This window comes from Bradyrhizobium sp. CCBAU 53340 (assembly GCF_015291645.1).
Taxonomy (GTDB): Bacteria; Pseudomonadota; Alphaproteobacteria; order Rhizobiales; family Xanthobacteraceae; genus Bradyrhizobium.
In genome coordinates this window covers 4,880,188-4,893,053 of sequence record NZ_CP030055.1, presented here as the reverse complement: position 1 = coordinate 4,893,053, position 12,866 = coordinate 4,880,188, and the positions used below count along the sequence as shown (strand labels likewise).

The window sequence follows — 12,866 nt, the reverse complement described above, 5'->3', positions numbered from 1 at the left end:
GACCGCCCGATCAGGCGCTCGCGCCCTTGGCGGCAACCAGCTCATCGATGCGCGCGCACAGGTTCTTCAGCACGAAATATTGCTCGGTGGTCGCCTTGCCGTCGTTGACTTCCTGGGTCCACTTTTCCAGCGGCAGCTTGATGCCGAACTGCTTGTCGATCGCAAACGCGATGTCCAGAAAATCGAGGCTGTCGATGCCGAGGTCATCGATGGCATGGCTATCCGGCGTGATCGTGTCGCGCGGGATGTCGCAGGTTTCAGCGATGATCGTAGCGACCTGATCGAATGTAGTGGACATCACTAAGCCTTTGATATATTGCGGATATTTTTCAGGTATCCCAGAGTGGCACGGTGGGTGGGCATCGCGCCCCTGATGACGCCCTCTAACCCCCCTCTGGATGGGTCGAGAGCCCGTATATCGGAGCGCCGCCCCGAGTTCAATGGAGCCGGACAGGGCCATGGACGGGCCCTGGGGATGCCGGTTGGGGAGGCCTTAGCCAGGCGTGCCCCGCGGCCGGCAGGCGTCGGGCGCCAAGCTTGGCTGAACAGGCCTAGAGATGCGGTGTCGTGATCTTGACGCAGTCCCGTCGGCCCATCAGCACGCAATCCTGGGTCCGGCGCAGATCGGCGATGCTGACGGCGAGCCAGATCCCGATCGCAGTCAGCGCGATGGTGAAGGCAAGGGCCGCGATATTGGCCAGCATGCGCTGGCGGAAATCGTCCTGAACATCGCGAGGCTGTTCGTAGCGCGACAGATCGAGCGGTTCGGGCGCTGCTGCATGCAGCTTCTGCACGACACCGCCGCCCCGGTGGATCACAGGGGAGGGCGTCTTTCGCGGCCTGAACTGGAGCACCCGGTGCTCGTCGTCCGAGGTTATGGGCCGCTGGGATGTCATGGTGCGGGAATTACTCCGAAGCAGCGATTTTTAGATAGCACAGGCGGCGCAGGGGTTGCAGAAAATCTTCTCGCAGGCCTTGCGCGTTCGCATGTCGCCGTTGGACGCCGCACAGGATTCCCGGAACGGTCCGTCATCCCGATGCAACCTGCGGGAGGTGCGCTGCAAAATGGCGCGGCCAGCCTCGCAACCCATGTTGCCGCCACAAGGCCCATGGCATAATCGGAACCCGAACCACAATCTGCCACCAGACGAGAGGCCGTTCGAATATGACCACCAGCGCGCGCGAGCCGAGAGTGCACCCGGTACCGATCCTGTCGCTGCGGCCGACGCAGATGACGGTCGGCATGCGCGAGGTCAAGGAGAAGCGCAAGCGCTGGCGCGAGCACGGCAAGAAGAAGCAATCCGACCTGCTCGGCACCCACATGATCCCCGTCGTGTATGGGCCCGATGACCGCTATTACGTGATCGACCATCACCATCTCGGCCGCGCGCTGCACGACGAGGGCATCAAGGAGGTGCTTGTCACTGTCGTCGGCGACCTTCGCATGGTTGAGCGCGAGGCGTTCTGGGGTGTGATGGACAACAAGCGCTGGGTCTATCCCTACGACGCCAAGGGCGAGCGTCGCGCATTCCGCGACTTGCCGAAATCGGTCTCCGATCTCAAGGACGATCCCTTCCGTAGCCTCGCCGGCGAGCTCCGCCGCATGGGCGGCTTCGCCAAGGACACCACGCCGTTCTCCGAATTCCTGTGGGCCGACTTCCTGCGCCGAAAACTCTCGCGCAAGGCGGTGGACGCCAATTTCGACAAGGCACTCGAGAAGGCGCTGGCCGCGGCCAAGAGCAAGGATGCGATCTATCTGCCCGGCTGGTGCGGACCGGCATCGGACGATTAGCACACCGGGAATTCCGCGCAGCGATGTGGCCCCAGCAGGGTGTTTTCATCTTCACGATGATGGCGGCCATTCCGCCGGTCATCGCCGGCTTCCGCGGCGATGGAAGGGCGCTGCGCTGGACTGGAATCGCAGCCGGGGACGATGAGATATTTTCGCGTGTGCCCTGCAGGCACGCGGGAGATGACCTACGAATATCACTGGCCGGGCAATTTCGTTTGCGGCTCCACGCACATCTCGGTGAAATGGTCGATCAAGTCGGATGGCAAGGTCACCGCGCTGCAGGCGACTGGATATACCCCGTGCTTGTAGTGCGGGGCCGGTCAGGCGCAACCGCTCAAATCAATCGCGCTGGAAGATCTTGGCGCCGGGGTAGACGCGCCGGGCGTAAGTGACGACCAGCGCGCGGTCCTGGGTTTCCAGGAAGGGCGTTCGGATCCGGCTCGACCCGACGATGAGATGCCATAGGCCATTGAGCTTTTGAATGACGACTTTCATCTGAGTGGCTCCTCGACGACGCGGCACGCAAGCCATGCTGCTTGTCGCGATCCTCCTGTTGGTCCGATCGTGCTGGCGGACGGGAAATTCCCGATACGGCTCGCGCTCGCCGCAAGACGATTGCGATATCCATGAGTTGGGGATGGCAGGCAGCCGGGCGAGGCGGATCTGATCACAGGCGCTTGAGTGAAATCATTTTCCGCGCCGACGAAACCGTCCTGAAACACGGCGATCCGCTTAATGGTGGTCGTCGAGCTCACGCAGGCTTGTTCGGAGTTGGGCTCACACAGGAGGCTCACATGCGCCGTCTGGTTTTCGCAATTGCTTTGGTTGCGGTCGCTTCAGTGGGAATCTCGGCCTCGTTTGCCGCGGTCCATCAGGCTCGCACGCTGACATTCGCCGAGCGCTTTGCACCCGCGCTGCCGCTGATGGTGAACCACTAGCTCAACCGCGCTTCGCGGCTGCAGGTCGCGCCGATCATTTCGGATCGTGCAGCTCGGGCGACAGCATGCGCTCCATCTCGGCGGCGGCTTCGCCGTCGCGGGCCTTTTGCAGCAGCGCGTGGCGTTCGGCGCCGGCGGGCAGCTTCTGCGCGGCGACGCGCGCCTGCTGTGCGAACTTGTTGAGGCGCTCCTGAAGAGACAGGGCCGGTCGCGTGCGATTGCGCTTCTTCGTCATGGTTTGCCCTTTCCGGCGCCGAGCAGACCATGTGCGGCGAAGCTGCGTCCTTAACTTTTGTTGGAACCGGCGGCCGGTCGCGGGCTTTTCATGGTGGCGGCGCCGCGAGTTCCACCGCTCGCACCAGCCGCAAGTTTCAACCTCGCGACCAGGAGCCAGCTCCCGTGCACAGCGATGCCATTCGCGCGGCGCTCATCAAGCGCCTTCGCATTTCTTCCGCGATCACGGAGGAGGACGTCAGGGAGATCGAAGCGCTTCCGATCTCGGTGCGGAGTTACCCCGCCGAGACGGCGGTGGTGCGCGACGGCGAGCGGGCGACCGATTGCTGCCTGATCGCGGACGGCTTCTGCGTGCGCTCCAAGACGATTGCGAACGGCAAGCGGCAAATCCTTTCGATCCACATTCCCGGCGAGATACCCGATCTCATGAGCCTGTTCCTGCACGTGATGGACCACGATCTGTCGACGCTGACGCCGTCGACGCTCGGCTTCATCAGCCATGAGACGCTGCAAAAGCTGCATCGCCGCAGCCCCGGCATCGCCGAGATGTTCTGGCGGGACACGCTGATCGATTCCGCCATGTTCCGCGAGTGGATCGTCAATGTCGGCCAGCGGCCCGCGCCCGCGCGACTCGCCCATGTCATGATCGAGCTGCGCGAACGCCTCAAGGTCATCGGCCGCGTCGACGGCGGCAATTTCGAGATGCCGCTGACCCAGGAGCAGATCGGCGAAGCCCTGGGGATCACCGCAGTGCACGCCAACCGGGTGATCCGGCAGCTGCGCCAGGACGGGATCGTCGAGCTCAATCGCGGCCGCGTCAATGTGCTCGACGAGCGGAAATTTCAGGAACTGGCGGATTTCGATGACCGTTACCTCCATCAATCGCCAACCCTTTGAGGTCCGATGCCGCGATTTCATTTCGATATCCGTGAGGACAGCCGTCTCATCCCGGACGAGGATGGGCAGAATTTCGCGAGCGTGGATGTTGCCCGCAAGGAAGCGATGCTGACCGGTGCGTCCATCGCCCGCGAGGCATTCGTGGCCGGCAGTGCCGATCATGTCGTCGTCGACGTGCGCGAGGACGAGCATGCGCCGTGCCTGAAGATCTCGATCACGCTCGAGGTCGAAGAGCTGGCAGACGGCTAGTCCGGCGTCGTCGCGCAAGACGCGCAGACGGCACGATTGTTCCTGCGATAAGCAAACTTATATGCCGGCTCGCTGTAACGCAGGTTAGCGACGCGAGCGCTGTCGAGGCGCAATTTGGAGACCGGGCACTGGAGGTTTCCATGACACAGAAGCGCAACCGCCGTAAGCAGACCGTCTCGTTCGATGATCGACTGCGTCAGGCGGCGGTGACGGCGCGCCGGACCGCGAGGCGGCTGCCGCAAGGCGAGGCGCGCAACTGCATGCTGCAGAAGGCCCGCCAGGCGGACATCGCGCGGAGCATCAATGGATGGCTGGCCTCGCCCGGCCAGCCCATGCCGAAGTGACCGCCGTGGATCGCAGGGCGGCCTGCCTGATGCAAGCGGCCGCCTGCCGCGAACAGGCCGCTTCTGATCCTCTCAATCACGACTATTGGGTCGATGAAACGATCAAATGGCTGGAGCTCGCGCATGCGCCGGCAAGCCAAGTCGTCGTGACCGTCGAAATGCGCCCCAGCATACCGATCAAGACATCAGCAGCGTGACGCTGGCGGCCACGAGGATGATCATTCCAGTTGCGGCGGCGACGAAGCAGAGCTGCTGAAACCAGGACATTGCGCATCCCCCATCCGGAAAGACGAGAATGACGACGCCTGCGGTGCCGGTCGTTAACGTAAGCTAACCCCGGCGAAAAATAGGAACGTCAACCTCACGCTGGCGTCGGTCATGTGCGGCTGGCTTTCCACCCGGCCTGCCGGTCGCACCTTCAGCGGCGGTCCCGGCACAGTACCTGCGTAGCGACCGGGGCCGTCCATTTTTCCGAGGGGGTCATGAGCAATGCGCCGATATCATTTCGACCTGGTCGACACCAACAGCGTCACCGACGCCGGCGGTGCGCTGCTCGCCGACGACGATCAGGCGAGGAACGTGGCGCGCGACCTGGCGCAGGAAGTCCGGGAAACGCGGCCCCAGCTGGTGGGCCGGGGCTACGGGATATCGGTGAGGGCCGCGAACGGAGCCGAGGTCTTTCGCGTCGAGATTGATCCGAAAAAGGAGAATGGCCGGTAGCTGGCCATCCCTCCCGGCACGAAATATCCTCCTGATTGCCGGCCCCCCATCGGAAAAGTAACATAGGTTATTGGTGGGCCCGGCTCGGACCCGGCTTATCGCACGGAAGGTCAAGCCCGTGAGCCCGTTGATCCGAAAGCTCGAACAATTCGTGCGTCTGTCGGCCAGCGACCGGGCGATGCTCATCCGCGCCGCGTCGGAGCGGGTGCGCAAGTTCAATGCCCGCGTCGACATTACCGCCGAGGGCGATCGCCCCCGGGACGTGCACCTGATCCTGTCGGGCTGGGCCTGCCGCTACAAGCAGCTGGCCGACGGGCGACGCCAGATCATGTCGTTCTTCCTGCCCGGCGACCTGTGCGATCTCAACGTGTTTATCCTGAAGGAGATGGACCATTCGATCGGCACCATCACGCCGGTCACGATCGCCGATCTTGCGCGCGAATTCTTCGACGAGATCAGCGCCGGCTATCCCCGCATCGCCACCGCCCTGTGGTGGGAGACGCTGGTCAACGCGGCGATCCAGCGCGAGTGGACGATGAATCTCGGTCAGCGCACCGCCTCCGAGCGGATGGCGCATCTGCTCTGCGAGATCTTCTTCCGACTTCGCCTTGGCGGCCTGACCGACGGCACCAGCTGCGAATTTCCGCTGACGCAAGCCGACCTTGCCGACGCGACGGGACTGTCCAAGGTTCACGTCAACCGCACCCTGCAGGAGCTGCGCACGGAGGGGCTCATCGTCTTGAAGGGCAAGATGCTGACGGTGCCGAGCCTGGAGCGGCTGATGGACACCGGCCTGTTCAACCCGAACTATCTTCACATGGAACGCGAGGGCAGGCAGCTCGACGCCATTGAGTGACGCGCTCACCTGCCTGTTGGCACGAGCGCGCGGACGGCGTTGATCAGCGCCGGAGTTTCCGCGGGCTTGCCGAGATAAGGAAGGTCGCGCAGATCCTCGGGAATTATCGCGGCGTGATAGCCGCTGACGAAGACGGTCGGGATGCCCCGCGTCTTCAGCTCGCGCGCAAGATCGAATTCGGGCCCAGTGCCGAGATTGATGTCGATGACCGCGCAATCCGGCCGCGCCTGCTCGAGTTCGTGCATGGCCGCCGCGGCGGTGCTGAACGGGCCCTGGACGGTGGCACCGGCGCGCACGAACGCATCCTGGGCTTCCGCGGCCTGGTAGAATTCGTCTTCGACCAGGAGAACGGTCAGTCCTGCCAGCAGGTCCTGCGGTGTCTTGCTCACGAGGTCGGTCCCTCCGGCGGCAGGGCAAAGCCCGTCTCGAGCGCGCTGTGTGCCTCCCGGAGCGGGAACGAGATGTTCGCGCGGAGGCCGTCCTTGGCGAACACGATCGATCCTTCTCCGTGCAGCTCGTGCGGGATACGGCGGGTGATCAGTTCGGTGCCGAAGCCCTGCCGTGTCGGCTTCGTTTTCGGCATGCGCACGGCGCTCTCGCTCCATCCGATCGAAAGCCAGGTTTCACCGTCGCGCTCGGCGACGGTCCAGGCGATGTTGATCAGGGCGCGCTGCTGGGCGAGGGCGCCGTACTTCACCGAATTGGTCGCAAGCTCGTGCACCGCCAGCGTGACCACCTCGGCGGCCTTCGGCGGCAGGCGAATGGGAGAGCCGGCGAGCGCGATCTGCTGCTCGGGCGCAGCTTGCGCGACGAGCTCTTGGCGAACGAGATTTTCCAGGTCGGCGCCGGTGCCGGGTGTGCGGGTCAAAACGCTCTGGGTGCGGCCGAGCGCGGAGAGGCGCCCGTCGAAATGGGCCTGGAAATCGGCAACGGAGCGGTAATTCCGCCCGGTGCGGCTGGCGATCGCGCGCACGGTCGCCAGGATGTTGCGGACACGATGTTGAAGCTCGGAGATCAGCAGGTTCTGCCTCGCCTCGCTCGCCCTGAGGGCCTCTTCAGCCCGCGTCCGCTCCTCGGCCTCCTGATGCCGGGAAATGATGATGGCGGCGGTCTGCGTCAGCGCCTCCGCCCGATCGAGGTCCGGCTGCGAAGGCTGTCGGGGCTCGCTGAAATACATCGCAAAAAAGCCGACGAGACGACCCGACGTCGTTTCGACGGGAAACGACCAGCAGGCGCGATAGCCCTGCTCCTTGGCGAGCCACGTCCAGGGCTGCCAGCGGGGCTCGTCGAGCACGTCAGGCGTGATCACCGGCGCTTCGTTCGCGGCGGCCGGTCCGTAAGTCAGCGACTCCAGCGATTTCTCGAAGTCGCGAACACGGTCCGCGTCGGTTTCGGGCACTCCGACCAGGTGGTGAAGCCCGCCGTTGCCGGTGTTGATGTAGAAGGCGCAGCGCGGCTCGCCGTCCGCCTGGGCGATGACGGTGCGGATCATGATGGCGAGCGAGGTCTCCAGCGGCGCGCCATTCATGGCCGCCTGAAACGTATCCTTTTGCGCGGTCAGCCAGCCCTCGTTCCGCTCCGAGGTTCGCGCGTTCTCCCGAAGCGTCGCGGTCTCCGCGCGCTGGTCCGCGATCTCCTGTCGGAGCGGATCGTTTGCGGGAACGCTACCGCCTGTCGTCATCCGATGGTACTCCGCGGCCGCCTACCGGAGCGCAAAACTAGCAGGGCCGATAGGAACGAAATTAACATGGGTTACTTTACCCGTCAGGGTTCCCGCGACGGGGATTGGTAATGCCCAGATTCTACTTCAACGTTTGTAGCGGCAATCGGTTGAACGACCGCGACGATCTTGGCCAGGAACTTCCGGACCGGCGTGCGGCGTGGGAAATTGCGACGCGGTATGCCGGCGACAGCCTGCGCGACCTCGATGGTGATTTGCAGCCGGACGATGATTGGCGGCTGGAGGTCCAGACGGAAGACGGCGCGCGCGTCTTCCAGATTTCGATTCGGGCAAGCCAGGGCTGACCGGTCGCGACTAAATCGCCTGCGGTCATAACCTATGTTGCAGAACGCCTCGCCGATTGGCGTTAGCGTCGAGCCCGGATCCGGATCGGATGGGGTGCGACATGAAACACAGGCGTCGCTTCAAACAGACCGAGACACTCCAGGAACGACTGGCGAGGTTCGCCGCCGAGCTGCGTGAGCGCGCTCAAGCGCTGCCACCGGGCGTGGAGCGAGATCAACTCTTGAAGACAGCGCGCAACGCCGACACCACGGCGCATCTCGACGACTGGATGACGTCGCCGGGCCTGCGGCCTCCGACTTAGGAACGCCGGCCGGTCATGACGATTGGCGACAGGTTCCACCTCGTCTGCTTCCGGCGCCGGCCAGGGAACGTCGGCATGGGGTCTTGATTGAATATTGATCGGCTCTCGCAGTGCCAGGACGGAGCGAGGCCATGCGGAATTCCGACAAGCAGCGCGAAGAGCGCCTGAGACGAGCCCGGGCATGCCTCGAACAGGCCGTGCAGGAACCTGTGCGGAAGCAGCACTGGCTTCAACAGGCCGAACGCGCCGCGATATGCAACAGGAGCACAGCATGAACAGGCACGACGATATCCATGCCGTACGCCGAACCGAACCCAATGGCGTCGAGCCGCCATTCTCCGAGGACGATCTGCAGCGCGCGCAATTGGGACCGCGCGGTGTTCCCGGCCAGCCGGATCCGGCCAGGATGACCTCGCAGCGCGCCAAGAAGACGCCGGCCGCGGGCGATTTCGACGGACATACGTCCTGAGGTTTCGACGCGCCCTTGGCGCACAAGTGCTTACGGCTGCCGCTGGCTCCAATAGTCGTCGAGCGTTGGCGTCTCCATGTCGAAACGATCGCGAATGGTGGAACAGGTGCTGCCACCAAGCCTGGCGATGGCGTCGAGGCGGGCCGGATCGATATGCAGGCGATCGGCATCGACGACGTCGGCGTGATAATGCGCGAACAAGATCTCGCCCAGGATGATCTGGCGCGACTTGCCGAGTTCGAGGGTGACATGGCGGCGGCACTCGAACGCGGCCGGCGCTTCCTTGATCCAGGGCGAGGCCACGGTCTTGCCCGGCATCGCGGTCAGGCCCGCGGCCTTCAACTCATCGTGCTCCGGCGCGAACGGCACCGCACAGACATGCATCGCCTCGGCAATCGCATGCGAGACGATGTTGACGGTGAAGACCTCGGTCAGGCGAATGTTGAGACCGGTGTCCTTGAACCGCATGTCCGGATGGTTCTCGACGCCGAGCGCGAGGATCGGCGGATCAGCCGAGAGGCAATTGAAGAAGCTGAACGGCGCCGCGTTGATCCGCCCTTGCGGATCGACCGTCGTCACCAGCGCGATCGGCCGCGGCACGACCGTGCCGATCAACAGCTTGTATTTGTCGCGCGCCGACAGCTCGCGGAAGTCGAACGTCACCTCGCCGGGCTCGTGTGCTCTGCTATCCATCATTCCTCTTGAGGTGCGAACGGTCGCGGGACCGCCGGTTGCGGATTTTTCGCAGCAATTATCTGCGCTTCATACGTTTCCGGATCATGCGTCAGGTTTGCCGACGCTCGCCAGGCGGCGTCTGCGCCTCGTGCGACTCATCCTTGCCGCCGAGCATGCGGTGCACGTGGTGCTCGATGCGTCGGCCGACCGTGAGGAGCACGAACGCCAAGCCCAGCGAGACCGCAACGATCTTCCATTGACCAGCGCCGCAGACGATGCCGAGGCAGGCGGCAAGGAAGGTGCAGGCGGCGCTGGTGAGGCCGCGCACGCGAAAGCCCCGGCTTTCGTGGACGATGACGCCGGCGCCGAGGAAGCCGATGCCGGTGAGGATGCCCTGGATCACCCGGCTCGTGGCATCGACGACCTTGCCGGGATCGGCGAGTTGCAGCCCCAGCAGCACCACGGTCGCGGTGGAGAGGCCGACAATGCCGAGCGTCTTCAGCCCGATCGGCTTGCCCTGCAGGTCGCGGTTCAGTCCGATCGCGCTGCCGGCGAGCGTCGCAACACCGAGGCGCAGCAGGATTTCGGGCCAGTCGAGTTCCGTCATTTCTTGTCAGTCTTGGTCTTTTCAGTCTTGGGCAGGCGTCCCATCAGATAGAATTCGTCATTGGGCCGCATGCCGGTGAAATTCGCCAATCGGTTCGACAGCGCAAAGAAGGCGGAGATCGCGGCGATGTCCCAGATGTCGTCGTCGCTGAAGCCGTGCGGGGCGAGGCTTGCGAAATCCTCCTCGGAGATTCGCTGCGCGTCCGCCGAAATCTTCATGGCGAAATCGAGCATCGCCTTCTGCCGCGGCGTGATGTCGGCCTTGCGATAGTTCACCGCGACCTGGTCGGCGATCAGCGGATTCTTGGCGCGGATGCGCAGGATCGCGCCATGGGCGATCACGCAATACTGGCACTGGTTGGCGGCCGAGGTCGTCACCACGATCATCTCGCGCTCGGCCTTGGTCAGCCCGCTGTCCTTCTCCATCAGCGCGTCGTGATAGGCGAAGAAGGCCCGGAACTCGTCAGGCCGGTAGGCCAGCGTCAGGAACACGTTGGGCACGAAGCCGCTCTTTTCCTGAACGGCGAGCAGGCGCGTGCGGATGTCGTCTGGCAGGCTGTCGATGGCGGGGGCTTGGAAGCGTTGCGCAGGCTTTGTCATGGGCATGGATTCCGGCTTGGGGGCGGGAAACCATAGTCGATGCGGGGGGTGGGCTCAATCTGTCGCACTCGTGCCCCGGACGCAGCGCAGCGCTTTCCTGGCGATGCGGAGCATCGTCCAGCGAACGGTGCGCTGCAGAGCCGGGGCCCATGTTTCCGAGAGTGCGGTGATTGTGGCGTGGGTCCCGGCTCTGCGCAGCAACGAAAGAGCGTTGCAGCGCGTCCGGGACACGAGAGTTACCGCAGCGGCTTCTTCAGCAGCGAGAAGCGGTCGGGATCTAGGCCCATCGAGGGCTGCAGCATCGGCGTCTCGGCCGGCGCCAGCGTCTTGGCCGGCGGCGCCGAGAATATCGGGTCGTTCGGCGCCGAGTCGCGATTCGATGTCGCGCCGCGCCAACGTTCCAGCACGGCACTGACGAAATGCATGTCGTGCCCGGCGTTGATCGAGGGCACGCTCGCGATGGTGGCTTCGCCGCGCGGAAGCTGGTGCGGCGGCACCTCCTTGAAGCGCAGCCGCGTCGGCAGCGCGACGCCTTCGCCGAATGCCAGCACCTCGCGGGTGCCCAGTGACGGCACGAAGGACAGGAGGTTCGCGGCCGCATCCGACACCGCGGCGCGCAGCAACGCCTGGTCGCGGTCGTTGGCAAGACGCATCGTGAACAGCGTGTTGCACTGGGAGATGATGGTGGCGTCGAGCTCGGCCGGCCGCTGCGTGATCAGGCCGAGATAGACGCCGTATTTACGGCCTTCCTTGGCGATGCGCGAGACCGCCTTGCGGGTCGGGCCGAAGCCGACATTGCGGTCGGCGGAGGCGTAGCGGTGCGCCTCCTCGCAGACGAACAGCAGCGGCGAGACGCCGTCGCTCCACAGGCCGAAGTCGAAGGCCATGCGGCAGAGCACGGATACGACGGAATCGATGACCTCGGCCGGGAAGCCGGCGAGCTGCATCACCGTCATCGGCTTGCCGTTGGCGGGCAGGCGGAACAGATGGCTGATCACCTCGGCCATGGTATCGCCGCCGACATTGGCGTTGTCGAACATGAAGGCGTAGCGCGGGTCGTTGCGCACGGCCTCGATGCGCGAAATCAGCTTGTGATAGACGATGCGCGAGGAGCGGTTTTCCAGCTTGCCCATGCGCTCGTCGATCAGCGACATCAAATCGACCAGGCGGTACGGCACCGGCGTGTCGACGGTGTAGCCGACCTGCTTGGGATCGATACGCTTCAGACCAATGCGGTCGGCGTTCTGGTATTGGGTGTAGAGCCCTTTGGCGAGCGGGATCACCTCGGCGAGGATGTCGAGCTCCTCGGGGACGCCGGCGCGGCCGCCGAACAGCACGTCGACGATTTCCTCGAAGTTGAACAGCCAGAACGGCAGCTTCAGGTTTCGCGGGTTGAGCACCAGCGCGCGGTCGCCGAAGCAGCGGCCATATTCGTTGTGCACGTCGAGCAGGAAGATGCGCAGGTTCGGCCGCGCCTTCAGGATCTCGTTGAGCAGCAGCGACACGCCGGTCGATTTACCGACACCGGTCGATCCTAGTACGGCAAAATGCTTGGACAGCATTTCCTCGACGTCGACATAGGCGATCACCGACCGGTCCTGCTGCAGGAAGCCGACATTGATCTGGTCCGACCCGGTTGGCGCGTAGATCGTGCGCAGCTCCTGGCTGGTAATCAGGTCCACGGCATCGCCGATGGTCGGGTAATTGGTGACGCCGCGCTGGAATTTGGCCTTGTCGGCGGCGTTGAGGATCTCGCCGAGCAGGTCGACCGAGGCGATGGCGATGTAATTGTCGCTGCTCGACAAATTCTCGCAGGAGACCTCGGTGATCATGGCGACGATGACCGAGCTGGCGCAGCGGATGCTGACGAAGCGGCCAACGGTGGCCCGAACCTCCGAGATCGGCATCTGGCTTGCCGCCAGAAGCCCGACCCGGGCGAGCGATCCGCGTACCGAAATCACGCGTCCAAAGGATGTCACGATGGATGAACCTGAGAAGACGAAGATGTTTGTCCGACTATGCGTGGCCGTCGCTGGACAAACGGTTAAACCGGGGGCGCGGCCGCTTCGTTAAATCCACGACAATTCGGCGATTAGCTTTGTTCCGAATTCATATTGGGTACGGAAACGACCAAAAAGTGCTGCTTTTCCAAGCGTCTA

Annotated in this window: 22 protein-coding genes; 12 read left to right on the top strand and 10 right to left on the bottom strand. The window is 64.1% G+C overall.

The genetic code is table 11. The features are described from left to right. Window positions 1–10: 10 nt before the first annotated feature. Both XH89_RS23450 and XH89_RS23445 read right to left on the bottom strand, forming a co-directional pair. Complete coding sequence (locus XH89_RS23450) at window positions 11–298, bottom strand: acyl carrier protein (RefSeq protein ID WP_092025034.1); 288 nt, start codon at window positions 296–298, stop codon at window positions 11–13. A 253-nt stretch (window positions 299–551) separates the two neighbouring features. Beyond that, window positions 552–896, bottom strand: coding sequence for a hypothetical protein (locus XH89_RS23445; protein WP_194462777.1), 345 nt, complete (start codon window positions 894–896; stop codon window positions 552–554). 269 nt (window positions 897–1,165) lie between these two features. Between XH89_RS23445 and XH89_RS23440 the strand changes: the two genes are divergently transcribed. Both XH89_RS23440 and XH89_RS41900 read left to right on the top strand, forming a co-directional pair. Next, on the top strand, window positions 1,166–1,792 hold the full coding sequence (locus XH89_RS23440; protein WP_194462776.1) for a ParB-like protein: 627 nt from the start codon (window positions 1,166–1,168) through the stop codon (window positions 1,790–1,792). Window positions 1,793–1,972: 180 nt separating this feature from the next. Further along, the gene (locus XH89_RS41900; protein WP_256439978.1) at window positions 1,973–2,101 is read left to right on the top strand and encodes a hypothetical protein; all 129 of its coding nucleotides are present in this window, start codon (window positions 1,973–1,975) and stop codon (window positions 2,099–2,101) included. Between the two features lie 30 nt (window positions 2,102–2,131). Here XH89_RS41900 and XH89_RS23435 read toward each other — a convergent pair whose 3' ends face one another. Continuing rightward, complete coding sequence (locus XH89_RS23435) at window positions 2,132–2,287, bottom strand: hypothetical protein (RefSeq protein ID WP_194462775.1); 156 nt, start codon at window positions 2,285–2,287, stop codon at window positions 2,132–2,134. A gap of 299 nt (window positions 2,288–2,586) precedes the next feature. Here XH89_RS23435 and XH89_RS23430 point away from each other — a divergent pair, with 299 nt between their 5' ends. Then, window positions 2,587–2,730 carry a hypothetical protein gene (locus XH89_RS23430; RefSeq protein ID WP_194462774.1) on the top strand — a complete coding sequence of 48 codons (144 nt, stop codon included), beginning with the start codon at window positions 2,587–2,589 and terminating at the stop codon, window positions 2,728–2,730. Window positions 2,731–2,764: 34 nt separating this feature from the next. Here XH89_RS23430 and XH89_RS23425 read toward each other — a convergent pair whose 3' ends face one another. Continuing rightward, on the bottom strand, window positions 2,765–2,965 hold the full coding sequence (locus XH89_RS23425; protein WP_194462773.1) for a hypothetical protein: 201 nt from the start codon (window positions 2,963–2,965) through the stop codon (window positions 2,765–2,767). A 164-nt stretch (window positions 2,966–3,129) separates the two neighbouring features. On the opposite strand from XH89_RS23425, the gene XH89_RS23420 reads away from it, so the two are divergent. The 6 genes from XH89_RS23420 to XH89_RS23395 all read left to right on the top strand — a co-directional run bounded on the left by XH89_RS23420 (window position 3,130) and on the right by XH89_RS23395 (window position 6,030). Then, window positions 3,130–3,861: a Crp/Fnr family transcriptional regulator gene (locus XH89_RS23420; RefSeq protein ID WP_194462772.1), complete on the top strand. Its 732-nt coding sequence runs from the start codon at window positions 3,130–3,132 to the stop codon at window positions 3,859–3,861. Between the two features lie 6 nt (window positions 3,862–3,867). Next, window positions 3,868–4,110, top strand: a complete 243-nt coding sequence (locus XH89_RS23415; protein WP_194462771.1) for a hypothetical protein — start codon at window positions 3,868–3,870, stop codon at window positions 4,108–4,110. A gap of 140 nt (window positions 4,111–4,250) precedes the next feature. After that, window positions 4,251–4,454, top strand: a complete 204-nt coding sequence (locus tag XH89_RS23410) for a hypothetical protein (protein WP_194462770.1) — start codon at window positions 4,251–4,253, stop codon at window positions 4,452–4,454. Next, window positions 4,418–4,651 carry a hypothetical protein gene (locus XH89_RS23405; protein WP_194462769.1) on the top strand — a complete coding sequence of 78 codons (234 nt, stop codon included), beginning with the start codon at window positions 4,418–4,420 and terminating at the stop codon, window positions 4,649–4,651. Before XH89_RS23410 ends, XH89_RS23405 begins: the two co-directional genes overlap by 37 nt. Before the next feature lie 292 nt (window positions 4,652–4,943). Beyond that, window positions 4,944–5,174 carry a hypothetical protein gene (locus XH89_RS23400; RefSeq protein WP_194462768.1) on the top strand — a complete coding sequence of 77 codons (231 nt, stop codon included), beginning with the start codon at window positions 4,944–4,946 and terminating at the stop codon, window positions 5,172–5,174. A 118-nt stretch (window positions 5,175–5,292) separates the two neighbouring features. Beyond that, on the top strand, window positions 5,293–6,030 hold the full coding sequence (locus tag XH89_RS23395) for a Crp/Fnr family transcriptional regulator (RefSeq protein ID WP_246767590.1): 738 nt from the start codon (window positions 5,293–5,295) through the stop codon (window positions 6,028–6,030). Window positions 6,031–6,035: 5 nt separating this feature from the next. Here XH89_RS23395 and XH89_RS23390 read toward each other — a convergent pair whose 3' ends face one another. Both XH89_RS23390 and XH89_RS23385 read right to left on the bottom strand, forming a co-directional pair. Then, entirely contained in the window at window positions 6,036–6,419 is a 384-nt protein-coding gene (locus XH89_RS23390; protein ID WP_194462767.1) for a response regulator, read from the bottom strand. Next, window positions 6,416–7,711 (bottom strand): sensor histidine kinase, encoded by a 1,296-nt coding sequence (locus XH89_RS23385; protein ID WP_194462766.1) that lies wholly within the window; start codon window positions 7,709–7,711, stop codon window positions 6,416–6,418. The genes XH89_RS23390 and XH89_RS23385 overlap by 4 nt, the downstream gene beginning before the upstream one ends. Before the next feature lie 149 nt (window positions 7,712–7,860). On the opposite strand from XH89_RS23385, the gene XH89_RS23380 reads away from it, so the two are divergent. The 3 genes from XH89_RS23380 (at window position 7,861) to XH89_RS23370 (ending at window position 8,826) form a co-directional block, all read left to right on the top strand. Continuing rightward, complete coding sequence (locus tag XH89_RS23380) at window positions 7,861–8,055, top strand: hypothetical protein (RefSeq protein ID WP_246767589.1); 195 nt, start codon at window positions 7,861–7,863, stop codon at window positions 8,053–8,055. Window positions 8,056–8,156: 101 nt separating this feature from the next. Continuing rightward, the gene (locus XH89_RS23375; protein ID WP_194462764.1) at window positions 8,157–8,357 is read left to right on the top strand and encodes a hypothetical protein; all 201 of its coding nucleotides are present in this window, start codon (window positions 8,157–8,159) and stop codon (window positions 8,355–8,357) included. Between the two features lie 271 nt (window positions 8,358–8,628). After that, complete coding sequence (locus tag XH89_RS23370; protein ID WP_194462763.1) at window positions 8,629–8,826, top strand: hypothetical protein; 198 nt, start codon at window positions 8,629–8,631, stop codon at window positions 8,824–8,826. Window positions 8,827–8,856: 30 nt separating this feature from the next. On the opposite strand, the gene XH89_RS23365 is transcribed toward XH89_RS23370, so the two are convergent. The 4 genes from XH89_RS23365 to XH89_RS23350 form a co-directional block, all read right to left on the bottom strand. After that, complete coding sequence (locus XH89_RS23365) at window positions 8,857–9,519, bottom strand: flavin reductase family protein (protein WP_194462762.1); 663 nt, start codon at window positions 9,517–9,519, stop codon at window positions 8,857–8,859. 91 nt (window positions 9,520–9,610) lie between these two features. After that, window positions 9,611–10,108, bottom strand: a complete 498-nt coding sequence (locus XH89_RS23360) for an MgtC/SapB family protein (RefSeq protein WP_194462761.1) — start codon at window positions 10,106–10,108, stop codon at window positions 9,611–9,613. Then, window positions 10,105–10,707: a peroxidase-related enzyme gene (locus tag XH89_RS23355; protein ID WP_194462760.1), complete on the bottom strand. Its 603-nt coding sequence runs from the start codon at window positions 10,705–10,707 to the stop codon at window positions 10,105–10,107. The genes XH89_RS23360 and XH89_RS23355 overlap by 4 nt, the downstream gene beginning before the upstream one ends. 236 nt (window positions 10,708–10,943) lie before the next feature. Then, window positions 10,944–12,686: an ATP-binding protein gene (locus tag XH89_RS23350; protein WP_194462759.1), complete on the bottom strand. Its 1,743-nt coding sequence runs from the start codon at window positions 12,684–12,686 to the stop codon at window positions 10,944–10,946. Window positions 12,687–12,866 lie beyond the last annotated feature (180 nt).

Bases quoted from the DNA above. Each gene is read 5' to 3' on its own strand.
- XH89_RS23445 (WP_194462777.1), bottom strand. From the start codon at position 896: ATGACATCCCAGCGGCCCATAACCTCGGACGACGAGCACCGGGTGCTC.
- XH89_RS23430 (WP_194462774.1), top strand. From the start codon at position 2,587: ATGCGCCGTCTGGTTTTCGCAATTGCTTTGGTTGCGGTCGCTTCAGTG.
- XH89_RS23450 (WP_092025034.1), bottom strand. From the start codon at position 298: ATGTCCACTACATTCGATCAGGTCGCTACGATCATCGCTGAAACCTGC.
- XH89_RS23435 (WP_194462775.1), bottom strand. From the start codon at position 2,287: ATGAAAGTCGTCATTCAAAAGCTCAATGGCCTATGGCATCTCATCGTC.
- XH89_RS23355 (WP_194462760.1), bottom strand. From the start codon at position 10,707: ATGACAAAGCCTGCGCAACGCTTCCAAGCCCCCGCCATCGACAGCCTG.
- XH89_RS23385 (WP_194462766.1), bottom strand. From the start codon at position 7,711: ATGACGACAGGCGGTAGCGTTCCCGCAAACGATCCGCTCCGACAGGAG.
- XH89_RS23370 (WP_194462763.1), top strand. From the start codon at position 8,629: ATGAACAGGCACGACGATATCCATGCCGTACGCCGAACCGAACCCAAT.
- XH89_RS23365 (WP_194462762.1), bottom strand. From the start codon at position 9,519: ATGGATAGCAGAGCACACGAGCCCGGCGAGGTGACGTTCGACTTCCGC.
- XH89_RS23375 (WP_194462764.1), top strand. From the start codon at position 8,157: ATGAAACACAGGCGTCGCTTCAAACAGACCGAGACACTCCAGGAACGA.
- XH89_RS23410 (WP_194462770.1), top strand. From the start codon at position 4,251: ATGACACAGAAGCGCAACCGCCGTAAGCAGACCGTCTCGTTCGATGAT.
- XH89_RS23425 (WP_194462773.1), bottom strand. From the start codon at position 2,965: ATGACGAAGAAGCGCAATCGCACGCGACCGGCCCTGTCTCTTCAGGAG.
- XH89_RS23400 (WP_194462768.1), top strand. From the start codon at position 4,944: ATGCGCCGATATCATTTCGACCTGGTCGACACCAACAGCGTCACCGAC.
- XH89_RS23360 (WP_194462761.1), bottom strand. From the start codon at position 10,108: ATGACGGAACTCGACTGGCCCGAAATCCTGCTGCGCCTCGGTGTTGCG.
- XH89_RS23440 (WP_194462776.1), top strand. From the start codon at position 1,166: ATGACCACCAGCGCGCGCGAGCCGAGAGTGCACCCGGTACCGATCCTG.
- XH89_RS23415 (WP_194462771.1), top strand. From the start codon at position 3,868: ATGCCGCGATTTCATTTCGATATCCGTGAGGACAGCCGTCTCATCCCG.
- XH89_RS23405 (WP_194462769.1), top strand. From the start codon at position 4,418: ATGGCTGGCCTCGCCCGGCCAGCCCATGCCGAAGTGACCGCCGTGGAT.
- XH89_RS41900 (WP_256439978.1), top strand. From the start codon at position 1,973: ATGACCTACGAATATCACTGGCCGGGCAATTTCGTTTGCGGCTCCACG.